The sequence below is a fragment of the Streptomyces sp. enrichment culture genome, assembly GCF_964272855.1.
Lineage (GTDB): Bacteria > Actinomycetota > Actinomycetes > Streptomycetales > Streptomycetaceae > Streptomyces.
Genome location: NZ_OZ186847.1, coordinates 2,426,231 through 2,448,205, shown reverse-complemented (window position 1 = coordinate 2,448,205; position 21,975 = coordinate 2,426,231). Strand labels below are relative to the sequence as shown.

The 21,975-nt window shown below is 72.3% G+C and carries 19 protein-coding genes and 2 pseudogenes; 9 read left to right on the top strand and 12 right to left on the bottom strand.

What is annotated here, in order from left to right:
• Positions 1-237: 237 nt before the first annotated feature.
• From ACSU6L_RS10130 to ACSU6L_RS10120, 3 genes and pseudogenes are all read right to left on the bottom strand, one after another.
• A pseudogene (locus ACSU6L_RS10130) lies at positions 238-709 on the bottom strand (SDR family NAD(P)-dependent oxidoreductase).
• A 31-nt stretch (positions 710-740) separates the two neighbouring features.
• Positions 741-1,595: an Fpg/Nei family DNA glycosylase gene (locus tag ACSU6L_RS10125; protein ID WP_437055672.1), complete on the bottom strand. Its 855-nt coding sequence runs from the start codon at positions 1,593-1,595 to the stop codon at positions 741-743.
• 105 nt (positions 1,596-1,700) lie between these two features.
• Positions 1,701-6,683 carry an ATP-dependent helicase gene (locus ACSU6L_RS10120; RefSeq protein ID WP_437055670.1) on the bottom strand — a complete coding sequence of 1,661 codons (4,983 nt, stop codon included), beginning with the start codon at positions 6,681-6,683 and terminating at the stop codon, positions 1,701-1,703.
• A 126-nt stretch (positions 6,684-6,809) separates the two neighbouring features.
• Between ACSU6L_RS10120 and ACSU6L_RS10115 the strand changes: the two genes are divergently transcribed.
• From ACSU6L_RS10115 to ACSU6L_RS10105, 3 genes are read left to right on the top strand one after another with little or no spacing between them, the layout of a single operon-like run.
• The gene (locus ACSU6L_RS10115; RefSeq protein WP_437055668.1) at positions 6,810-7,676 is read left to right on the top strand and encodes an AraC family transcriptional regulator; all 867 of its coding nucleotides are present in this window, start codon (positions 6,810-6,812) and stop codon (positions 7,674-7,676) included.
• A complete protein-coding gene (locus ACSU6L_RS10110; protein WP_437055666.1) occupies positions 7,673-8,395 on the top strand; it encodes an AzlC family ABC transporter permease in 723 nt (240 codons plus the stop codon). Before ACSU6L_RS10115 ends, ACSU6L_RS10110 begins: the two co-directional genes overlap by 4 nt.
• Positions 8,392-8,700 (top strand): AzlD domain-containing protein, encoded by a 309-nt coding sequence (locus tag ACSU6L_RS10105; protein ID WP_073939517.1) that lies wholly within the window; start codon positions 8,392-8,394, stop codon positions 8,698-8,700. The genes ACSU6L_RS10110 and ACSU6L_RS10105 overlap by 4 nt, the downstream gene beginning before the upstream one ends.
• 3 nt (positions 8,701-8,703) lie before the next feature.
• Here the strand turns inward: ACSU6L_RS10105 and ACSU6L_RS10100 are convergent, their stop codons facing one another.
• Complete coding sequence (locus ACSU6L_RS10100) at positions 8,704-9,648, bottom strand: hypothetical protein (RefSeq protein WP_437055663.1); 945 nt, start codon at positions 9,646-9,648, stop codon at positions 8,704-8,706.
• An 80-nt stretch (positions 9,649-9,728) separates the two neighbouring features.
• Between ACSU6L_RS10100 and ACSU6L_RS10095 the strand changes: the two genes are divergently transcribed.
• The 5 genes and pseudogenes from ACSU6L_RS10095 to ACSU6L_RS10075 all read left to right on the top strand — a co-directional run.
• Entirely contained in the window at positions 9,729-9,923 is a 195-nt protein-coding gene (locus tag ACSU6L_RS10095; protein ID WP_437055661.1) for a DUF3046 domain-containing protein, read from the top strand.
• Positions 9,924-9,982: 59 nt separating this feature from the next.
• Positions 9,983-11,236 (top strand): AI-2E family transporter, encoded by a 1,254-nt coding sequence (locus tag ACSU6L_RS10090; RefSeq protein WP_437055659.1) that lies wholly within the window; start codon positions 9,983-9,985, stop codon positions 11,234-11,236.
• Positions 11,237-11,471: 235 nt separating this feature from the next.
• Positions 11,472-12,596 carry a recombinase RecA gene (gene recA, locus ACSU6L_RS10085; protein ID WP_437055657.1) on the top strand — a complete coding sequence of 375 codons (1,125 nt, stop codon included), beginning with the start codon at positions 11,472-11,474 and terminating at the stop codon, positions 12,594-12,596.
• A gap of 4 nt (positions 12,597-12,600) precedes the next feature.
• The gene (recX, locus tag ACSU6L_RS10080) at positions 12,601-13,374 is read left to right on the top strand and encodes a recombination regulator RecX (protein WP_437055655.1); all 774 of its coding nucleotides are present in this window, start codon (positions 12,601-12,603) and stop codon (positions 13,372-13,374) included.
• A 100-nt stretch (positions 13,375-13,474) separates the two neighbouring features.
• Positions 13,475-14,421, top strand: a pseudogene (locus ACSU6L_RS10075) (sugar ABC transporter substrate-binding protein); the annotation flags it as partial.
• Between the two features lie 116 nt (positions 14,422-14,537).
• Here ACSU6L_RS10075 and ACSU6L_RS10070 read toward each other — a convergent pair.
• The 8 genes from ACSU6L_RS10070 to ACSU6L_RS10035 all read right to left on the bottom strand — a co-directional run bounded on the left by ACSU6L_RS10070 (position 14,538) and on the right by ACSU6L_RS10035 (position 20,998).
• Positions 14,538-14,951 (bottom strand): rhodanese-like domain-containing protein, encoded by a 414-nt coding sequence (locus tag ACSU6L_RS10070; RefSeq protein WP_437055653.1) that lies wholly within the window; start codon positions 14,949-14,951, stop codon positions 14,538-14,540.
• The gene (locus tag ACSU6L_RS10065; RefSeq protein WP_437055651.1) at positions 14,948-15,496 is read right to left on the bottom strand and encodes a cysteine dioxygenase; all 549 of its coding nucleotides are present in this window, start codon (positions 15,494-15,496) and stop codon (positions 14,948-14,950) included. The genes ACSU6L_RS10070 and ACSU6L_RS10065 overlap by 4 nt, the downstream gene beginning before the upstream one ends.
• A 75-nt stretch (positions 15,497-15,571) precedes the next feature.
• Positions 15,572-15,643, bottom strand: coding sequence for a putative leader peptide (locus tag ACSU6L_RS10060; protein ID WP_309544753.1), 72 nt, complete (start codon positions 15,641-15,643; stop codon positions 15,572-15,574).
• Between the two features lie 96 nt (positions 15,644-15,739).
• The gene (locus ACSU6L_RS10055; RefSeq protein ID WP_437055649.1) at positions 15,740-17,395 is read right to left on the bottom strand and encodes an FAD-dependent monooxygenase; all 1,656 of its coding nucleotides are present in this window, start codon (positions 17,393-17,395) and stop codon (positions 15,740-15,742) included.
• A gap of 177 nt (positions 17,396-17,572) precedes the next feature.
• On the bottom strand, positions 17,573-18,481 hold the full coding sequence (locus ACSU6L_RS10050) for an amino acid ABC transporter permease (protein WP_437055647.1): 909 nt from the start codon (positions 18,479-18,481) through the stop codon (positions 17,573-17,575).
• A complete protein-coding gene (locus tag ACSU6L_RS10045; protein ID WP_365515812.1) occupies positions 18,478-19,155 on the bottom strand; it encodes an amino acid ABC transporter permease in 678 nt (225 codons plus the stop codon). Before ACSU6L_RS10045 ends, ACSU6L_RS10050 begins: the two co-directional genes overlap by 4 nt.
• 116 nt (positions 19,156-19,271) lie before the next feature.
• Positions 19,272-20,117 (bottom strand): glutamate ABC transporter substrate-binding protein, encoded by an 846-nt coding sequence (locus ACSU6L_RS10040; RefSeq protein WP_437055645.1) that lies wholly within the window; start codon positions 20,115-20,117, stop codon positions 19,272-19,274.
• Positions 20,118-20,221: 104 nt separating this feature from the next.
• Positions 20,222-20,998: an amino acid ABC transporter ATP-binding protein gene (locus ACSU6L_RS10035; RefSeq protein WP_073939504.1), complete on the bottom strand. Its 777-nt coding sequence runs from the start codon at positions 20,996-20,998 to the stop codon at positions 20,222-20,224.
• Positions 20,999-21,285: 287 nt separating this feature from the next.
• Between ACSU6L_RS10035 and ACSU6L_RS10030 the strand changes: the two genes are divergently transcribed.
• Positions 21,286-21,972 carry a response regulator transcription factor gene (locus ACSU6L_RS10030; protein WP_073939503.1) on the top strand — a complete coding sequence of 229 codons (687 nt, stop codon included), beginning with the start codon at positions 21,286-21,288 and terminating at the stop codon, positions 21,970-21,972.
• The last annotated feature ends 3 nt before the right edge of the window (positions 21,973-21,975 follow it).

Genomic DNA, 21,975 nt, shown 5'->3' with positions numbered 1-21,975 from the left:
TTCTGACGCTTGGCGCGGTGTGGTGGTGGGCCGTCGTCCGGGTCGCTGTCGCGCCGGACGCGGGGGTGCTGGAGGGGACGGTCGCGGCCGGCGGGTGGGGGCTGAGTCTGCTCCCGGTGCACACGGTCTCCAAGGCGCGGGCCGTCGGCGCCGTCGGTACCGGGCGCTGGCGGGCCGCCTGGCGGGCGGCGGACGCCACCAGGGCATCGGCGGATGGCGCCAGGGCGTCGGCGGACGCTACCAGGGCATCGCCACCCCACGGTTCGGGCGCAGAATCTGACCCGTCGTGAAGGACGGGGCGTCGCAGGCTAGATACAGGACCGCGTGAGCGATGTCCTCCGGTGTGCCGACCCGGCCCATCAGGGACATCCGGGCCATCGCCGCCTCGGTTCGGGACCGGGTCTCGTCGTCGCGGCGGGCCGTCATGGGGGTACGGGCCAACCCGGCGCGACCGCGTTCGCGCGGATGCCGTGGCCGCCCAGCTCGGTCGCCAGCGTCTTCGTCAGCTGCACCACGGCCGCCTTGGCGAGGCCGTAGCAGAGCAGGCCGGGGGCGCCGCCGTCTCGCGCAGGCCCGGTGCGTCGAGGTCCGCGCAGTGCACGGTGGCACCGGCGCCGGCGAGCAGGACGGCCGAGGCGCGGCCGATGCCGCCTGCCGCGCCGGTGACGAAGGCGGTGCGTCCGGTGAGGTCGTACGCGGGGGCCGGTATGGGGGGACCGTACGAAGGATCTGACGGGACGTCAATTGCTGCCGGGAGATCGGCTGGAATGGGCGGATCGGCTGGAGCGGCCGGCGGTCGGGGCCGGGGCCGGGCCGGTCTGGCAGGTCGGGCACCAGTAGGTGGGGCGGTCCCGGGAGCCGTCGCCCTGGTCGGCGACGCGGATGGGAGTGCGGCAGCGCAGGCAGGGGCGGGGTGCCCGGCCGTAGACGAACAGGTCCTGGCCGCGGCGGCCGGTCGTGCTGCGGACCGGGCGGTCGCGGTTGGCCTCCAGGAGCTTCTTGGCGAGGACCGGGAGCTGGGCGGCGCGGTCGGGCGGGAGCGCGCCGACGGGGAGCCATGGGGTGGCGCCCACCAGGAAGCACAGCTCGCTCTTGAAGACGTTGCCGATCCCGGCGAGATTGCGCTGGTCCAGCAGGGCCTCGCCGAGCGGGCGGGCCGGGTCGGCGAGGAGGTTGGCGAGGGCGAGGCCGGGGTCCCAGTCCGGGCCCAGCAGGTCGGGGCCGAGATGGCCGACCGCGCGGTCCTCGTCGGCGGTGCGGAGGAGTTCCAGGACGGGGAGGCGGTACCCGACGGCCGTGCGGTCGGCGGTGCCGAGGATCGCGCGGATCTGGTGCGCCGGGCCGCCGGTCCAGCGCTGGCCTGCCGCGTAGACCTTCCACGAGCCGTCCATCCGCAGGTGCGAGTGCAGGGTGAGACCGCCCTCGATGCGGGTGAGGATGTGCTTGCCCCGCGGGGTCACATCGAGCACGGTCCGGCCGGTGAGGTCGGCGGTCGCGTACCGCGGGACCCGGAGGTCGGAGAGGGTCAGCACCTCGCCCGCGAGGGCGGCGTGCAGCCTGCTCGCGGCCTGCCAGACGGTGTCTCCTTCGGGCATGGGTCAAGGGTGACACGGGGCGAGCGGGTCATGCCTGGTCATGTCTGTCTCATGCCTCGTGCTGCCTGGTGCTGCCTGGTCACTTGGTCGTGCCTGGTCTCCCGGTCATGCCCGCAGACGCAGTCCTCTGGGTGTCGCGACGAAGCCCGCTCCCTCCAGGAGGGCGCCGATGGGTGACGTCAGTGCCTGGGCGCCGTTGATCCGCTCCACGGTGACCGTGCCGAGGGAGCCCGCGCGGGCCGCGTCGGCGAGGGCGTCCGCGGCGGCGCGCAGCCGGGTGTCGTCGGTGGGGGTGGTGTCCGGGTCGGTGGGCCAGGCCAGCAGGGTCTTGCCGCCCCGCTCCATGTAGAGCACCAGCTCGCCCTCGGCGAGTACGACGAGGGAGCCCGCCTTGCGGCCCGGCTTGTGCCCGGCGTCGGTCGGCGGGTCGGGCCAGGCGAGGGCCGCGCCGTAGGCGTTCGCCGGGTCGGCGGCGGCGAGGACGACGGCGCGCGGGGCGGGCGGACCGGAGGCGCGGCGTCCGGGGGCGGCCTGGGCGTACGGTGGGCGGCCGCCGTTCTGCCAGGCGGGGGCGGGGCGGTCCTGGCCGCGGGGGGTGCGGTGGTCGCCCGGCGCAGGGTGGGCGGCCGGGGTGTCGAAGGGGTCGCCTCCGTCGGGGGTGTCGTACCAGGCGGGAGAGTGGTCCTCGAAGGGGCCCAACGGGCGGGCTCCGTCGAGGAAGTCGGCGGTGGCGCCGTCGACGCCGAGGAAGGTGCCGGGGCCGGAGCCTGGATTGCCTGCGCCGGCACCCGTGCCCGTGCCGACGCCTGTGCCGTGGGCGAAGTCGGCGTCCGGGCGGCCGGCGTTGCGTTCGCGGGCGTTGGCCACCGCGCGGAGGCGGTCCACCGCACCGTCCATGGCGAACTGGGCGGCGCCGAGCCCTTCCACCACGTAACCGCGCCGGGCCTGGCCGCTCTCCTCGAAGGCGGACAGGATGCGGTACGTCGCGGAGAAGCCGCCCTCGACGCCTTCCGCGGCGACCGCGCCGCGGGTCACCACGCCGTGCCGGTCGAGCAGGGTGCGGGCCAGGGCGTGGGCGCGCACCGTGGTGTCGGGCTCGCGCTGCGGGAGCAGGGACCAGCGGCCGGCGACGGTCGGCGGGCCGCTTCGGGAGGCCGGGCGGGCGGCGGCCGTCAGGGAGCCGTAGCGCCCGCGCGGGACGGCACGCTTGGCGCGGTGGGCGGTGGAACCGGCGGTGCGGCCCGAGCCGAGCAGGGCGCGCATCGGGGCGAGCGTGTCGTTGGTGAGGCGTCCGGACCACGCCAGATCCCACAGGGCGTCGGCGAGTTGCGGGTCGGTGGCGTCCGGGTGGGTGGTGGCGCGTACCTGGTCGGCGATCTGACGGAAGAACAGGCCGTAGCCACCCGAGAGGGCGTTGAGGACGGACTCGTGCAGGGCAGTCAGTTCGAGAGGGTGCGGAGGCGGCAGCAGCAGCGGGGCCGCGTCCGCGAGATACAGGGAGACCCAGCCGTCCTTGCCGGGCAGCGCCCCGGCACCGGCCCACACCACCTCCCCGGCGGCGGTGAGTTCGTCGAGCATCGCCGGGGTGTACCCCGTCACGCGCGACGGCAGGACCAGCTTCTCCAGCGCGGAGGCCGGCACCGAGGCGCCCTGCAACTGCTCGACGGCGCGCACCAGTCCGTCGACACCGCGCAGGGTGTGCCCCTGCCCGATGTGCTGCCACTGCGGGAGGAACTGGGCGAGCGCGGCCGGGGGTACCGGCTCCAGTTCGTGCCGCAGGGCGGCGAGGGAGCGGCGGCGCAGTCGGCGCAGTACGGCCGCGTCGCACCACTCCTGGCCGATTCCGGCCGGGTGGAACTCGCCCTGGACGATCCGCCCGGACGCCGACAGCCGGTGCAGGGCGCCCTCGGTGACCGCGACACCGAGGCCGAAGCGGGCGGCCGCGGTGGCGGAGGTGAACGGGCCGTGGGTGCGGGCGTAGCGCGCGAGTAGGTCGCCCAAGGGGTCCTTCACCGGTTCGGTGAAGGCCTCCGGGACGCCGACCGGCAAGGCTGTGCCGAGGGCGTCGCGCAGGCGGCCCGCGTCCTCGATCGCCGCCCAGTGGTCGGCGCCGGCGATCCGTACCTTGATCGCGCGGCGGGCACCGGCCAGCTCCTGGGCCCACTGGGGCTCGGCACCCCGCTCGGCCAGCTCGGCGTCGGTGAGCGGGCCGAGCAGCCGCAGCACGTCGGCGACGCCCTCGACGTCCTTGACGCGGCGGTCCTCGGTGAGCCACTGGAGCTCCTGCTCCAGCTCGGTCAGCACCTCCGCGTCGAGCAGTTCGCGCAGCTCGGCCTGGCCCAGCAGCTCGGCCAGCAGCCGCGAGTCCAGCGACAGCGCGGCCGCGCGGCGCTCGGCGAGGGGCGAGTCGCCCTCGTAGAGGAACTGGGCGACGTATCCGAAGAGGAGGGAGCGGGCGAAGGGGGAGGGCTCGGGGGTGGTGACCTCGACCAGGCGGACCTTGCGGGACTCCAGATCGCCCATCAGCTCGACGAGTCCGGGGACGTCGAAGACGTCCTGGAGGCACTCGCGGACCGCCTCCAGGACGATCGGGAACGAGCCGAACTCGCTCGCCACCTGGAGCAGCTGGGAGGCGCGCTGACGCTGCTGCCACAGCGGGGTGCGCTTGCCCGGATTGCGGCGGGGCAGCAGCAGCGCGCGGGCGGCGCACTCGCGGAAGCGGGCCGCGAACAGGGCCGAACCGCCGACCTGGTCGGTGACGATCTGGTCGACCTCGCCCTTGTCGAAGACGACGTCGGCCGCGCCGACGGGGGCCTGCTCGGCGTCGTACTCCGCGCCCGCCTTCATCGGCTCCTGGTCGAGGAGGTCCATGCCCAGCAGGTCGGCGTCGGGCAGGCGCAGCACGATGCCGTCGTCCGCGTGCATGACCTGGGCGTCCATGCCGTACCGCTCGGAGAGCTTGGCGCCGAGGGCGAGGGCCCAGGGAGCGTGGACCTGGGCGCCGAAGGGGGAGTGCACGACCACCCGCCAGTCGCCGAGTTCGTCGCGGAAGCGCTCCACGACGATCGTGCGGTCGTCCGGGATGTGGCCGCAGGCCTCGCGCTGTTCGTCGAGGTACGAAAGGACGTTGTCCGCCGCCCAGGCGTCCAGGCCTGCGGCGAGCAGGCGCAGACGGGCGTCGTCCTTGGACAGCGAGCCGACCTCGCGGAGGAACGCGCCCACCGCGCGGCCCAGTTCCAGCGGCCGGCCCAGCTGGTCGCCCTTCCAGAACGGCAGGCGGCCGGGGACACCGGGCGCGGGGGAGACGAGGACGCGGTCGCGGGTGATGTCCTCGATGCGCCAGGAGCTGGTGCCGAGCGTGAAGACGTCCCCCACGCGGGACTCGTAGACCATCTCCTCGTCCAGCTCGCCGACCCGGCCGCCGCCCTTCTTCGGGTCGGCACCGGCGAGGAAGACGCCGAACAGGCCTCGGTCGGGGATCGTGCCGCCGGAGGTGACGGCGAGGCGCTGCGCGCCGGGGCGGCCCGTGACCGTGCCCGCGACGCGGTCCCACACCACGCGGGGGCGCAGCTCGGCGAACGCGTCGGACGGGTAGCGGCCGGCGAGCATGTCGAGGACCGCGGTGAACGCCGACTCCGGCAGCGAGGCGAAGGGGGCCGCGCGGCGCACGGTGGCGAGCAGGTCGTCGACCTGCCAGGTGTCCAGCGCCGTCATCGCGACCAGCTGCTGGGCCAGCACGTCCAGCGGGTTGGCGGGCACCCTCAGGGACTCGATCGCGCCGGTGCGCATGCGCTCGGTGACCACGGCCGCCTGGACCAGGTCGCCGCGGTACTTCGGGAAGACCACACCGGTGGAGACCGCGCCCACCTGGTGTCCCGCGCGGCCGACGCGTTGCAGCCCGGAGGCCACCGAGGGCGGGGACTCCACCTGGACGACGAGGTCGACCGCGCCCATGTCGATGCCCAGTTCGAGGCTGGAGGTCGCGACGACGGCGGGCAGGCGGCCGGCCTTCAGGTCCTCCTCGACGAGGGCTCGCTGCTCCTTGGAGACCGAGCCGTGATGGGCGCGCGCGATGACCGGCGGTGCGCCCTGCGCGGCACCCGAGCCGCCCATCAGCTCGGCCGGGGCGTGGTGCTCGTCGAGGGGTTCGCCGGTGGCCCGCTCGTACGCGATCTCGTTCAGCCGGTTGCACAGACGTTCGGCGAGGCGGCGGGAGTTGGCGAAGACGATGGTCGAGCGGTGGGACTGGACGAGATCGGTGATCCGTTCCTCGACGTGCGGCCAGATCGACGGGCGCTCGCCGCCCTCGGTGCCCTCGGCGACGGGGGAGCCGCCCAGCTCGCCCAGGTCCTCGACCGGGACGACCACGGACAGGTCGAACTCCTTGCCCGACTTCGGCTGGACGATCTCCACCTTGCCGCGCGGGGAGAGGAAGCGGGCGACCTCGTCGACCGGGCGGACGGTCGCCGACAGGCCGATGCGGCGCGCCGGCCTCGGCAGCAGCTCGTCCAGGCGCTCCAGGGACAGGGCCAGGTGGGCGCCGCGCTTGGTGCCGGCGACGGCGTGCACCTCGTCCAGGATCACCGTCTCCACGCCCGTCAGCGCGTCCCGCGTGGCCGACGTCAGCATCAGGAACAGGGACTCGGGGGTGGTGATCAGGATGTCCGGCGGGCGGGTGGACAGGGCGCGGCGCTCGGCGGCGGGCGTGTCGCCGGAGCGGATGCCGACCTTGACCTCCGGTTCGGGCAGGCCGAGGCGGACGGCCTCGTGGCGGATGCCGGTGAGCGGGCTGCGCAGGTTGCGCTCGACGTCGACGGCCAGGGCCTTCAGCGGGGAGACGTACAGGACGCGGCAGCGCTTCTTGGGGTCCGCCGGCGGGGGTGTGGAGGCGAGCTGGTCGAGGGCGGCGAGGAAGGCGGCCAGGGTCTTGCCGGAGCCGGTGGGGGCGACCACCAGCACGTCCGAGCCCTCACGGATCGCCTGCCACGCGCCGGCCTGCGCGGTGGTGGGCGCGGAGAAGGCACCCGTGAACCAGGCGCGGGTCGCGGGCGAGAAGCCGTCCAGGGCTCGGTGCGGGGAGCTGGCCATGCGTCCATCCTGCACCCCGGCACTGACAATGGGCCTGAGCTGCGGCTTTGCGTCGAGGAGGCGGCTCGCCGGACCACCGGGGCGGTCGCGTGTCCGCACGTCGTCCGGCTGGCCGACAATGGGTGCATGGCGGGTTCGAGCGAGCGGGCGCGGCACTGGCGCTACGCCGAGCTGCCCGGAGTGGATCTGCTGCGGGCCCGGTACGTCAGGAAGACGTTCGTGCGGCACACCCACGAGAACTTCGTGATCGCGGCCATCGCGGACGGGGTCGAGGTCTTCCACCACCGCGGGGCCGACCAGTACGCCGGGGCGGGCGCGCTGGCACTGGTCAATCCCGACACCCCGCACACCGGGCGGGCCGGGGTGCCCGAGGGGTGGCGTTACGGGGCCGTGTACCCGTCGCCCGGACTCGTGGCGGAGATCGCCGCCGAGACGACCGCCATCCGGGGCACGCCGGGATTCGTCAGCCCGGTGCTCGACGATCCGTACACCGTGGGTCTGGTGCACCAGGTGCTGCGGGCCGCCGACGAGGGGAACGCGCTCGCCGCCGACACCCTGCTGCGGGTCGCGGTGACCCGGCTGCTCCGGCTGAACGGCGGGGCGCTGCCGCAGCGCGAGGTGCGGACGGCCGGGGCGCGGGTCGCGGCTCGGGCCCGCGCGGTGCTGGAGGAGCGGATGACCGAGCCGCCGACGCTGGAGAAGCTCGCCGGTGACCTGGGTACCAGCCCCTTCGCGTTGCTGCGGGCGTTCCGCGCGGCCTACGGGATGCCGCCGCACGCCTGGCTCACGGACGCCCGGGTGCGGCGGGCGCTGCGACTGCTGGACGCGGGCCGCTCGCCCGCCGAGGCCGCGGTGGCCGTCGGGTTCACGGACCAGCCGCACCTGAACCGGCACTTCAGCCGGATCGTCGGAGTGCCCCCGGGCGCCTACCAGCGGGAGCGCAAGAACGTACAAGACGCGTCCCGCCGGCTGGTCCTACCGTCCGACGGGTGACTGAGGAAACAGCTCTCGCGGAGATACGGGCGGACGACGGCGGCAAGCCGGACGCCGCCGTCGTCCGGGACGCCCTGGGGGTCGGCGTCGCCGTAGGACTGTCCGGGTTCGCCTTCGGGGTGACCTCGGCGGGCAACGGGCTGACGCTGGCGCAGACCTGCGTGCTCAGCCTGCTGGTGTTCACCGGGGCGTCCCAGTTCGCGCTCGTCGGGGCGCTCGCGGCCGGTGGTGGTCCGGTCACGGCGGCCGCCGGTGCCCTCTTCCTGGGGGTGCGCAACGCCTTCTACGGGTTGCGGCTGTCGCAGTTGCTGGCCCTCCCGCGCGCGGTGCGCCCCTTCGCCGCCCAGTGGGTGATCGACGAGACGGCGGCCGTGGCCCTGGCACAGCCGACGCGCCGCACCGCGCGGATCGGGTTCGCCGTGACCGGGCTCAGCCTCTATGTCCTGTGGAACCTCACCACGCTCCTCGGCGCGCTCGGTGCCGAGGCCATCGGTGACACCGATGCCTGGGGCCTCGACGCGGCCGGGCCCGCGGTGTTCCTGGCGCTGCTGGCGCCGATGCTGCGGACGGCCACCGAGCGGGCCGTCGCCGCGCTCGCCGTCGTCCTGGGGCTCGGGCTGCTACCCGTCCTGCCCGCCGGAGTGCCGGTCCTGGTGGCCGCTCTCGCGGCGCCCGTGGTGCTGTGGGCGCGTGGTCGCCGGGAGGTGGGAGACCGGTGAACACCTGGATCGCCATCGCCGTCACGGCCGCGGGCTGCTACGCCGTCAAGCTCGCCGGGCTGCTCGTCCCCGCCGGACTGCTGGAGCGGCCGCTGGTCAGGCGGCTCGCCGCGCTGCTGCCGGTCGCCCTGCTCGCCGCCCTCACGGCCCAGCAGACCTTCGCCGACGGGCAGGCACTGGTGCTGGACGCGAGGGCCGCCGGGGTCGCCGCGGCCGGTGTGGCGCTGCTGCTGCGCGCCCCGTTCCTGCTCGTCGTGGCGGCGGCCGTGGTGGTGACCGCGGGGGTGCGGGCGCTGGGCGGCTGACGGTCAGCCGATCGGGCGGCCGTGGGCCCTCAGGGTGCGCAGGGCCTCGATGGTCACCATGGGGCGGGCCTCCAGGGTGGCGCCGGGTGCCCACGGCCGCCAGAGAATCGGCCAGCCGCCGTCCTCCTGCTGCTCGCTCGCCAGATGGTCCAGGGCGCGGGTCATCTCGTCGTCGGTGAACCACGCGCGCGCGAGGGACTGCGGTGTTCTCGCGTAGTCGTACGGGAAGTGGTGCTCGCCCGGGGCGTAGCCGGGGGCGACGGGGAAGGCGTCCAGTCGGTCCGGGTCGAGGGCCGCCAGCCGCTGCTCGCGCACCAGGCGGCCCAGACGGTCGGCGGCCGCCTCCGCGCGGGGGCGGTCGGGAGCCGAGTCGAGGAAGGCCACGGCGGCCTGGATCTCGTAGGGGTGCGACCGCTCCAGCGACTCCACGGCCTGCCAGCAGAAGTCCGTCGCGCGGAACAGCCACGCGTGCCACACCTCGTTGCGGTGCAGCAGGCCGACCACCGGGCCGGTGGCCAGCAGCTCGCTGGGCGGATCGTCCACGATCGGCACGAAAGGGGCGGCCGGGTAGCCGCGCTGGCTGGGATGGACGGCGGGCAGTGCGCCGTCGGGGGTGGACACCGAGGTCAGGTAGCGGCACACCCACTCCACGCGCTGTCCGCCGCAGCGGCCGATCGAGTCCAGCACGCGCAGGGCCCGCGCGGTGTGCAGCGGTTGGCTGACCGGGCCGCGCAGATCGGGCTCCAGAGCGTGGCCGTAGCCGCCGTCCTGGTTGCGGTGGGCGTCCAGCGCCGTCTCGACGGGATCGGCACCGCCGTTGAGGAAGTGGTACGCGAAGAGGCGCTGTTCCAGCACCCGCGCGGTGAGCCAGACGAAGTGTTCGGCGCGGAAGAGCGGGGAGCGCGCCGGGGGCGATGAGGGGAGTGGGGATGCTCCTGTTTCGGCCATGGCTCAGACCGTAGGGCGAAAAGGGAGCCGGGCGAGCGGTCCCGGGCCGGGCCCACTCTCAGGGGCGGGATACTGGTGTCATGCGGTTGACGGTCTTCTGGGAGCGGATGGCGGAGCACTTCGGGACGGGGCACGCCGACACCTTCGCGCGTGATCATGTGATGTCGGAACTCGGCGGGCGCACCGTGCACGAGGCACTGGCCGCCGGCTGGGACGCCAAGGACGTGTGGCGCGTGGTCTGTGACGTCATGCACGTGCCACAGGAACAGCGCTGACAGATCACGGAGTCGCCCTGGGGCGGTAGGTTGTCGGCGGCGTGGGCCAGACTTGCAGCGTGACATCCACAGATGAGACCGGACCGGCCGCGCAGCACGCCTCCTCGAGCGGTACGACGCCGCCCGACCGGCCGCCGGCCGACGGGGCGGCCGCGCCGGGTGCGCGCATGCCGCGCTGGCTGCCGCGCGCCATGGTGCTGGCGCTCGCGCTCATCGCCGTCTTCCAGCTGGGCAGTTGGGCCTTCCACCAGCTCACCGGCCTGCTGATCAACATCCTGATCGCGTTCTTCCTGGCCCTCGCCGTCGAGCCCGCGGTCAGCTGGATGGCCTCGCGCGGTGTGCGCCGGGGGCTGGGCACCTTCCTGGTCTTCCTCGCCGTGTTCATCGTGACCGCCGGATTCGTCACGCTGCTCGGCTCGATGCTCGCGGGCCAGATCATCACCATGGTCGAGAACTTCCCGGACTACCTCGACTCCGTGATCAACTGGGTCAACACCCACTTCAACACCGAACTGCGGCGGGTGGACATCCAGGAGGGCCTGCTCCGCTCCGACTGGCTGCGCAACTACGTGCAGAACAGCGCCACCGGCGTCCTGGACGTCTCCGCGCAGGTCCTGGGCGGCCTCTTCCAGCTGCTGACGATCGGCCTGTTCTCGTTCTACTTCGCCGCCGACGGGCCGAGGCTGCGCCGGGCGCTGTGCTCCGTGCTGCCGCCCGCCCGGCAGGCCGAGGTGCTGCGGGCCTGGGAGATCGCCGTGGACAAGACCGGCGGCTATCTGTACTCGCGCGGTCTGATGGCGCTCATCTCCGGAGTGGCGCACTACATACTGCTGGAGTTCCTGGGTGTGCCCTACGCGCCCGTGCTGGCCGTGTGGGTGGGCCTGGTCTCGCAGTTCATCCCCACCATCGGCACCTATCTCGCGGGCGCCCTGCCCATGCTGATCGCGTTCACGGTCGACCCCTGGTACGCGCTGTGGGTGCTGATCTTCGTGGTGATCTACCAGCAGTTCGAGAACTACGTGCTCCAGCCGAAGCTGACCTCGAAGACCGTCGACATCCACCCGGCGGTCGCGTTCGGCTCGGTCGTCGCCGGCACCGCGCTGCTCGGTGCGGTCGGCGCGCTGGTCGCCATCCCGGCGGTCGCCACGCTCCAGGCCTTCCTGGGGGCGTACGTGAAGCGGTACGACGTCACGGACGACCCCCGGGTCCACGGGCACCGGAGGCGAGGCGGGCGCGACGCGGGACCCGGTCCGGTCACGCGGGCGCGGGAGCTGTGGGGACGGCTGCGGGCGGCGGGGCGGTCGGGCCGGTAGGTCCTCGCGGCGGGTCCCGAGGGCCCGGAGAGCCGCGTGGTGCGCTTGACACGAAAATCGAACATCCATTCATATGGAAGCTCCGGCGAGGCTCTCGGTGGGCGTTTCGACCTGTTATGAGGGGAGAAATGTCCGGGTTATCCACAGGCCGGACCCGCGTCGGGGCGCATTGTCAGTGGCAGGCGTTAGCGTCTTTGACGTGAAGCGATCGACTCAAGCAAACCGGGTGGAACCCATGGCAGGAACCGACCGCGAGAAGGCTCTCGACGCCGCCCTCGCGCAGATTGAACGACAATTCGGCAAGGGCGCCGTCATGCGCATGGGCGAGCGGTCGAAGGAGCCCATCGAGGTCATCCCGACCGGGTCGACCGCGCTCGACGTGGCCCTCGGCGTGGGCGGCCTGCCCCGCGGCCGTGTGGTGGAGATCTACGGACCGGAGTCCTCCGGTAAGACCACGCTCACGCTGCACGCCGTGGCCAACGCTCAGAAGGCCGGCGGCCAGGTCGCCTTCGTGGACGCGGAGCACGCCCTCGACCCCGAGTACGCGCGCAAGCTCGGCGTCGACATCGACAACCTCATCCTCTCCCAGCCCGACAACGGCGAGCAGGCCCTGGAGATCGTGGACATGCTGGTCCGCTCCGGTGCTCTCGACCTGATCGTCATCGACTCCGTCGCCGCGCTCGTCCCGCGCGCGGAGATCGAGGGCGAGATGGGCGACAGCCACGTCGGTCTGCAGGCCCGCCTGATGAGCCAGGCCCTGCGGAAGATCACCAGCGCGCTCAACCAGTCCAAGACCACGGCGATCTTCATCAACCAGCTCCGCGAGAAGATCGGTGTGATGTTCGGCTCCCCCGAGACCACGACCGGTGGCCGGGCGCTGAAGTTCTACGCCTCGGTGCGCATCGACATCCGTCGCATCGAGACCCTGAAGGACGGCACGGAGGCGGTCGGCAACCGCACCCGGTGCAAGGTCGTCAAGAACAAGGTCGCCCCGCCCTTCAAGCAGGCCGAGTTCGACATCCTCTACGGCCAGGGCATCAGCCGCGAGGGCGGCCTGATCGACATGGGCGTGGAGCACGGCTTCGTCCGCAAGGCCGGCGCCTGGTACACGTACGAGGGCGACCAGCTCGGCCAGGGCAAGGAGAACGCGCGCAACTTCCTCAAGGACAACCCCGACCTGGCCAACGAGATCGAGAAGAAGATCAAGGAGAAGCTGGGCGTCGGCGTGCGGCCCGAGGAGCCGGCGGCCGAGTCGGGCACGGACGCCGCGGTCACCACCGCCGCGGACGACACCGCCAAGTCGGTGCCCGCTCCGGCGGCCAAGACGGCCAAGACCAAGGCCGCGGCTGCCAAGAGCTGACCCCGTGACACGGCGAACCGACTGGGCCGAGTACGCCTACCCCGGCACCCCGCGGGAGCCGGAGCCGGGGCATGAAGGCGAGCGGCGGGCCGCCGGGCACGGCGACGGTCGGCCGGACGGCGACTCGTACCCCGGCGGGGGGACGAGCGGCGGTGACCGGAGCGGCGCGGGTGGCTCACGTCGGGGGCGTGGGCGCCGGCGGCGCGGCTTCGGAGACCCGTCCGCCGAGGACGGGGGCTCCTCCTCCTCGTCGAGGGCCGAGCAGGGGGAGTCCTCGGGGGACCCGGCTGAGCGGGCACGGGCGATCTGCCTGCGCCTGCTCACCGGGACCCCACGTACCCGCAAGCAACTCGCGGACGCCCTCCGCAAGCGGGAGATCCCGGACGAGGTCGCCGAGGAGGTGCTGTCCCGGTTCGAGGAAGTCGGACTGATCGACGACAGCGCCTTCGCGGACGCCTGGGTGGAGTCCCGGCACCACGGCCGAGGGCTGGCCCGGCGGGCGCTCGCCCGGGAACTGCGCACCAAGGGCGTCGACTCCACGCTGATCGACGCGGCCGTCGCCCAGCTCGACTCCGAGCAGGAGGAGGCGACCGCGCGTGAGCTGGTCGCCCGCAAGCTGCGCGCCACCCGCGGGCTCGACCGCGACAAGCGGCTGCGCCGCCTCGCCGGGATGCTGGCCCGCAAGGGCTACTCCGAGGGCATGGCCCTGCGGATCGTCCGGCAGGCGCTGGAGGAGGAGGGGGAGGACACGGAGTTCCTGGAGGACGAGGGGTTCTGACGGCGCCCGCGTGCCATGACGGGCCCCGGACACGGAGGGCGGGCGGGGGCGCCGATCGCGTGCATGGCCGAGCAAGGCCGAACAGGGCCGAGCAGGGCCGATGGGAAACCTCGTCTCACAGAACGCACGATTACCTTGCGCGCCTGGAGGGGTGATCCACTCCCCGCCGCCGGTACCGTCTGCTGCCGCACGGCCACGCGTCCGTACGCGCACCCCGCGTACTCGCACGGCTGTGCCCGCATCCCCAGACGCCCGAAAAGGCTGCCCCGCCATGCCCGTGTCCGCCCTCCCGAAGAGCGCTGGCCGCGTCCCTCCTCGGCGTCGGCGTCGGCCTCGCGCTGAGCGGCTGTCAGCTGCGATCGACCGCCGGGCAGGCTGCCGACGGTCCCGGCACACTGGGATTCGTCAACGGCGGCACCACCCAGTTCCACACCTGCCTCCAGCGGTCGATCGAGCAGGAGGCCAGGAACAACCTGGTCGACCTGTACACGGCCGACTCGGGTCAGGACTCCGCCGCGAACTGGCCAGCACAGAGGACATGATCGCCCGGGACGTCGACGCCCTGATCGTCCAGACCGTCGATGCCGACGCGCTGGAGAAGCACATCGCCAGGGCCCGCGACGCGGACATCCCGGTCTTCCTCACCTCGGTGGTGCCCGAGGACACCTCGGACATCCTCGGCGCGGTCGTGGTCGACCTGAAGGCGGCCGGCCGGCCGCCGAATGGATCGCCGAGGACGCGGCCGGCCGGCCCGTGGCGGTCGGCATCGTCGCGGGTGCCCCGGGCGCCGCCTCCGACCTGCTGGTGGGCGGCTTCACCTCGGCGCTGCCGGACAACGCCGAGGTGGTGGCCGAAGCGCCGGGCATGTACGACCCGGCCGGGGCCCGGCGAGTCGCCGAGGACATGATCCGCAGCCACCCCGACCTCACGTACGCCTTCGTCGCCAACGAGCAGATGGCGTTCGCCGTCCGCAAGGCGTTCGACGCGACCGGCGCCGGCCAGGTGAAGATCGTGACGGTCAATGGCACCGACGAAGGCCTCGCCGCGCTGAAGGACGGACGCTTCTCCGCCACCGTCGCCAACTCGGCGGCCCGGGCTGGTCGGTCCGGGGGCAGGAGCCGCCCCGGACCAGGGTCAGAAGCGACTTCCGGCCCCGGACCGGATCACCGACCCGCCTGGACCACCAGCGGCAGCCCCGCCGCCCGCCACCCCTGGAAGCCGCCCACCAGATCCGTGGCCCGGTGCAGGCCGAGTCGGTGCAGTGAGTCGGCCGCGAGGCTCGACGCGTATCCCTCGTTGCAGACCACCACGACCCGCAGGTCGTGACCGGTGGCCTCGGGCAGACGGTGGCTGCCCCAGGGGTCGAGGCGCCACTCCAGCTCGTTGCGCTCCACGACGAGGGCGCCGGGGATCAGACCGTCCCGCTCGCGCAGGGCGGCGTACCGGATGTCCACCAGCAGTGCCTCACCGCTCTGCTGGGCGTCGTACGCCTCCCGCGGCCCGATCCGCTCGTAGCGGGCCCGGACCCGCTCCAGGAACTCGTCGATCCCGACCGGGACTTCGCGCTCGCCGCTCACTGCCAGTCCTCCGGGCGCTCGACGTGCTCCAGGCGCAGCACCTGGCCGCTGCGACTGTAGCGGCGGATCTGCGGCAGCGGCGGATAGTAGGCGTGGACGGAGATCGCATGCTGATCGGGGGACCCGTTGAGGACCTCGTGGACGTGGTGGCGGCCGAAGGCGCGGCCCCGCCCGGCCGGCAGCAGGCGCTCCCGGTCCACGCCTTCGCTGAGTTCGAGGGTCTTCCAGCCGTCGGTGGGCAGCCGCGCGGCGAGCGCGTTCTCCGTCAGCTCGCCGCGCGCGGTGACGAAGGCACCGACCGAGTCGGCGTGATCGTGCCAGCCGGTGCCCGTGCCGGGCGGCCAGCCGATCAGCCAGGCCTCGCTGCCGCCGGGCCCCTGGAGCCGTACCCAGGTGCGGCCCTCCGGGTCGAGCGGCAGCGAGTCGATCAGTTCGGTGTCGGCGGCCGTGCGCCGGGCGAACTCCAGCAGATCGGCCTGGGTGGGAGGGGCGGCCTGCCGGGCGGCAGGGGCGGAAACGGAACGGGAGAAGGAAAGCGCAGACACGTGGACCGTCCTGGTGAGTTCGCGTGAGCACGCGCGACGACGCCTCGGCGGCGCGCGGCAGAGGGAGAGGCGAGATCAGCAGGACGGTCGACACACGCAGCCCGCATAGCGGACGAGGTCCATATGGACCCTCCGCCACAGGCGCACGTAGGTGTCGGTCACGATCCGGAGTACACCATGCCGGTCGGGACGGGTCAACTCACTGTCACCATGTGGACACACGGTGACCGTGGCCGCGGGTTGTCAGCGTGAGCCCGCCCCGGCCCCGGCACCGGCCTCCGCCCTCCCCTGCGCCTTCACGGGGCCACCGAGCGTCGCCTCGGCCGCCGTGTACAGATCGGCCGGGCGCACCCCGTTCAGCGCGGTGACCAGATGGCCGTCGGGCCGGACGAGGAGCACGGTGTGCGGGGCCGCACCGGGATAGTGCTCGGCGACCAGCAGCTCGGCGGGGTGGGGCAGCGCGGTCACCGCGGCCGCGAGCCGGGGCATGATCCCGGCCGACACCCAGTGCTTGCGTTCCCACACGCCCGTGCCCGGCGCGACGAGCACGACGAGCAGCGCGCCGCGGCCCAGCCGGTCCCGCAGCCACACGAAGGAGCCGTCCTCCGCCGTGACCACCACATCGGTGACCGGCGCACCCGGCGGGGTGTCGACCGGGACCTCGGCCTCGACGTGCCGGGGCGCCAGAGGGGACCCGGCGTACGTCCCCGGCGCGCCGAGCGGGCCGCTGCCGAGGTGCCCGTCGGTGAGCAGCGCGTCGTGGCCGCGGGCGGTGCCGGGGACGTACGAGCGCAGGCCCTTGCCGCCGCGCAGCAGCGGGAGCGCCTGGTCGGCGGCCCGCAGCCGGGCGGCGACGACGGCGCGCCGCTCCTCCTGATAGCTGTCCAGCAGCGCCTCGTGCGGCCCGTGATGCCATGCCAGCGCCAGCTTCCAGGCGAGGTTGTCGGCGTCCCGCAGCCCCTCGTCCAGGCCCTGCGTGCCGAGCGCGCCGAGCAGGTGCGCCGCGTCCCCGGCGAGGAAGACCCGGCCCGCCCGCCAGCGCCGCGCCAGCCGGTGGTGGACCGTGTGGACTCCGGTGTCCAGCAGTTCGTACGACGGTGACGCGCCGTCCGTCCAGCCGGCCAGGGTCTCCCGGACCCGGTCCATCAGCAGCTCGGGCGTGACCAGGTCCTTGCCGGGCGGCAGCAGCCAGTCCAGTCGCCAGACACCCTCCGGGAGCGGGCGCCCGGTCACCTCCCCGGCCGAGGGGCCCGACGTCCGCCACGGCGGCATCCGGTGGAGCAACGCCTGACCGGTCCACCTGAGTTCCGTGCGCAGCGCGGCCACGGCGTGTCGCTCGACGGCCGTACGGCCGGGGAAGCGGATGTCCTGGAGTTTGCGCACGGTGGAGCGGGGGCCGTCGCAGCCGACCAGGTAACTTCCGCGCCACCATGTGCCCTTGGGGCCGCGGGTGTGCGCGGTGACGCCCGAGGCCTCCTGCTCGATGGTGTCCAGCCGGCTCTCCACAGCGATCTTGACGAGCCGTTCGCGGGCGATCGCGGCGCGCAGGGCGCCGGTCAGCACATGCTGTGCGATGTGCAGGGGGGAGGCGAGCGGTGTGGCGGCCTCGTCTCCCTCGGCTTCCTCCGGGGCCTCGCCGAACGTGATCTCGCGCATCACCTGCTTGCGCCGCATCGACCGCCATCCGGCCCAGCGGGCGCCCGCTTCGGCGAGCGGCACACCGGTCAGCCGTTCGATCAGGGCGGCGGTGTCGTCGCGCAGGACGACGGTACGCGCGAGTCGTGGTTCGTCCTTGCCCGGACCCTCGTCCAGGACGACGGACGGCACCTCCTGACGCGCCAGTGCCAGGGCGAGCGTGAGCCCGACGGGCCCCGCTCCGACAATGATCACCGGGTCCACGGCGCTGCGCCCCCTGCCCGTGGCGGTGTCCTGAGGGACGGGTGTGAACAGGAAGTTGGAGCAGGGTGCACGATCACAGAACGTATGCAACCCATTGCCGGTGCTTGCGTCAAGTGACACAGGGGCAGTGGCGATCATGCCACTGCCCCTGCGTCACGGACGGTTACTGACCGACCATCAGACCGTCTTGCCGACCCCCGACCCGGGTGCACCACCGACCTCGGCGGCGTTCAGATCGTCGACGTCCTCGGCGTGCAGCACCGCGCCCGTCGACCGCTTGCTGCGCCGCAGCTTGCCCTCCAGCCAGCTAGCGAAGCTGGTGAGGATGAAGTTGAGGACGATGTAGATGATCGCCACCACGATGAAGCTGGGGATGACGTTCGCGTAGTTGGCCGCGAGCGTGCCGCGCGAGTTCAGCAGCTCGGTGAAGCCGAGCATCACACCGCCCAGCGCGGTGTCCTTCACGATGACGACCAGCTGGGTGACGATCGCCGGGAGCATCGCCGTGACCGCCTGCGGCAGCAGGATGCTGGTCATCGTCTGGCCCTTGCGCAGACCGATCGCCTGGGCCGCCTCCGTCTGCCCCTTGGGCAGCGACAGGATGCCCGCGCGGACGATCTCGGCGAGAACCGAGGCGTTGTAGAGCACCAGACCGGTGACCACCGCGTACAGCGGCCGGTCCTCGCTGGTCACGTCCGTGTAGCGGGCGTACAGCTCGTTGGCGAACAGCATCAGCAGCAGCACCGGGATGGCCCGGAAGAACTCGACCACCGCGCCGGCCGGGACGCGCACCCACCGGTGGTCGGACATGCGCGCGATGCCGAAGAAGGCGCCCAGCGGGAGGGCGATGACCATGGCGAGCGCCGCGGCCTTGAGCGTGTTCTCGAGGCCGGGGATCAGATATGTCGTCCAGGCCTCGGACTCGGTGAACGGCTTCCACAGGGCCCACTCCAGCTGGCCCTTCTCGTCCATCGTCTTGTAGACCCACCACAGAAGGAGTGCGAGGAGGGCGACGAAGACGACGGAGAAGATGATGTTGCGCCGCTTGGCCCGGGGGCCGGGCGCGTCGTACAGAACGGAGGTCACCGCTTCACCGCCAGTCGCTTGCTCAGCCAGCCGAGGAACAGGCCGGTGGGCAGGGTCAGTACCACGAAACCGAAGGCGAAGATCGCGCCGATGAGCAGCGTCTGAGCCTCGTTCTCGATCATTTCCTTCATCAGCAGCGCGGCCTCCGCGACACCGATCGTGGCCGCCACCGTCGTGTTCTTGGTCAGCGCGATCAGCACGTTCGCCAGCGGGCCGATGACCGCGCGGAACGCCTGCGGCAGCACGATCAGCCGCAGCACCTGACTGAAGCTCAGGCCGATGGCACGGGCCGCCTCGGCCTGCCCGACCGGCACGGTGTTGATGCCGGAGCGCAGGGCCTCACAGACGAAGGCCGCGGTGTAGGCGACGAGTCCGAGCACCGCGAGGCGGAAGCCCTGCACCTCGAAGTCGTCCGGCGCGCCCATGGTCATGCCGAAGATGTCGGCGAGACCGAGCGAGGTGAAGACGATGATGACGGTCAGCGGGATGTTCCGGACGATGTTCACGTATGCGGTGCCGAACCACCGCATCAGCGGTACCGGGCTGACCCGCATCGCCGCCAGCAGCGTGCCCCAGACCAGGGAGCCGACGGCGGAGAACACGGTGAGCTGCACCGTCACCCAGAAGGCACCCAACAAGGTTGGATCGTCATAGTCAGAAATAAAGTCGAACACGATCTCCCGCGCTTCCGGGTGTGTGGCGTACGTGGCGGACGCGGCGCGCCGCCGTCCTGATCGCGACGGACGGCGGCACGCCTCAGAGACCCCGCGTTACTTGGACGGGCCAGGGCCTACTTGACGATGTTGCCGATCTGCGGCGCCGGCTCGTTCTTGTAGCTGGCCGGGCCGAAGTTCTCCTCGACCGCCTTGTTCCACGACTTGTCGCTGACCATCTTCTCCAGCGCGTCGTTGATCTTGTTCACGGTCTCGGTGTCGCCCTTCTTGACGCCGATGCCGTAGTTCTCGTTGCTCAGCTTCAGACCGGCCAGCTTGAACTGACCCTGGTACTGCTTCTGCGCGGCGAAGCCGGCGAGGATCGAGTCGTCCGTCGTCAGCGCGTCCACCGCGCCGCTCTGCAGGGCGGCGACGCACTCCGAGTAGGTGCCGACCTGCTTCAGCTGGGCCTTCGGGGCGAAGTCGTCCTTGACGTTCTGCGCGGACGTCGAGCCGACCACCGAGCAGAGCTTCTTGTTGTTGAGGTCGGTGGCCTCGGTGATGTCCGAGTCCTTCTTGACCAGCAGGTCCTGGTGAGCCAGCAGGTACGGACCGGCGAAGTCGACCTTCTCCTTGCGCTCGTCGGTGATGGAGTAGGTCGCCGCGATGAACTTCACGTCGCCGCGGGCGAGCGCGTTCTCACGGTCGGCGCTCTTGGTCTCGACCCACTCGATCTGGTCGGGCTCGTAGCCGAGCTCCTTGGCCACGTACGTCGCCACGTCGACGTCGAAGCCGGAGAACGAACCGTCCGGCTCCTTCAGGCCGAGACCGGGCTGGTCGTACTTGATGCCGATCTTGATCTTGTCGCCGCCGCCGGAGCCTGAGTTGCTGTCGCCGTCCTTGTCGCCGCCGCCACAGGCGGTCGCGGTGATCGACAGGACGAGTGCGGCGGCAGCCGCGGCGGTGACCTTGCGGAGCTTCATGGTGAACATCCTTTGCGGGGTGAAGGGGACGCGGGCCGTCCGGTTCAGGGGTGACGCGGGTCGACGCGTGGGGGCGCGGTGGACGCGCGGGCGACGAGAGTGCGTCAGTGGTGAAGGATCTTCGACAGGAAGTCCTTGGCACGATCGCTGCGCGGGTTGCTGAAGAACTGCTCGGGCGCAGCCTCCTCGACGATGCGGCCGTCCGCCATGAACACCACACGGTTGGCGGCGGATCGCGCGAAGCCCATCTCGTGGGTGACCACGATCATGGTCATGCCCTCACGGGCGAGCTGCTGCATGACCTCGAGGACCTCGTTGATCATCTCCGGGTCGAGAGCCGACGTCGGCTCGTCGAAGAGCATGACCTTGGGTCCCATGGCGAGGGCCCGAGCGATGGCGACGCGCTGCTGCTGGCCGCCGGAGAGCTGGGCCGGGTACTTGTCCGCCTGGGTGGCGACACCGACGCGGTCGAGAAGGGCGCGCGCCTTCTCCTCGGCCTGCTTCTTGTCCGCCTTGCGGACCTTGATCTGGCCGAGCATCACGTTCTCGAGCACGGTCTTGTGCGCGAAGAGATTGAAGGACTGGAACACCATCCCGACGTCGGCGCGCAGCCGGGCCAGCGCCTTGCCCTCCTGGGGCAGCGGCTTCCCGTCGATCGAGATCGTGCCGGAGTCGATCGTCTCCAGGCGGTTGATGGTGCGGCACAGGGTGGACTTTCCGGACCCGGAGGGCCCGATGACCACCACCACCTCGCCGCGGGCGATCGTCAGATCGATGTCCTGGAGTACGTGCAACGCGCCGAAGTGCTTGTTGACGCTCTTCAGGACGACCAGTTCGCCGGACGCGGCCACGTCTTCCTTGGCCACCGATACTTCGGTCATCGCTTGCTGGCTCCGTCCTCCTCGGGTTTCGGAGGACACTAATAACCCTACGCGACCTGCGTCATTACATCTGAGGGGAATCTGAGCATCACGATCCGATAGCAATCGGACACCTGTCGTAGCACTTGTGACCAGCGACCGTATCGGCCGGATAACTTCGGGCGCCGCGCAACCGGAACCCTCTTGACGCCGTCGACATCCATCAGCGTGACTGCCATGGTGCACGCGCGCGTGCACGTGTTTCTAGCCAGCGCATCCAACCAGCCGATGAACCGAAGGGGGCCGGGATGAGACTGCTCCTCGTCGAGGACGACAACCATGTCGCCACCGCTCTGTCCGCGGTCCTGGCGCGGCACGGCTTCGACGTCACGCACGCGCGCAGCGGCGAGGAGGCCCTGCAGGCGCTCGTGCCCGAGGGCGCCGGATTCGGCGTCGTCCTGCTCGACCTCGGCCTGCCCGACCAGGACGGCTACGAGGTCTGCAGCAAGATCCGCAAGCGCACGGGCACGCCGGTCATCATGGTCACCGCGCGGTCCGACGTCCGCTCCCGCATCCACGGCCTCAACCTCGGCGCCGACGACTACGTGGTCAAGCCGTACGACACCGGGGAACTGCTCGCCCGTATCCACGCGGTCAGCCGCCGCTCCGTCCACGAGGACGCCACCGGCTCCATCGAGACCGCCCTGCACCTGGGCCCCGTCCGGATAGAGCTGCCCACCCGCCAGGTCAGCGTGGACGGTTCGGTTGTCCAACTGACCCGCAAGGAGTTCGACCTCCTCGCCCTGCTGGCGCAACGCCCGGGTGTGGTCTTCCGGCGGGAGCAGATCATCAGCGAGGTCTGGCGCACCAGCTGGGAGGGGACCGGCCGCACCCTGGAGGTGCACGTCGCGTCCCTGCGCGCCAAGCTGCGCATGCCGGCGCTCATCGAGACCGTACGCGGCGTCGGCTACCGGCTCGTCGCCCCGGGCGCGTAGCGG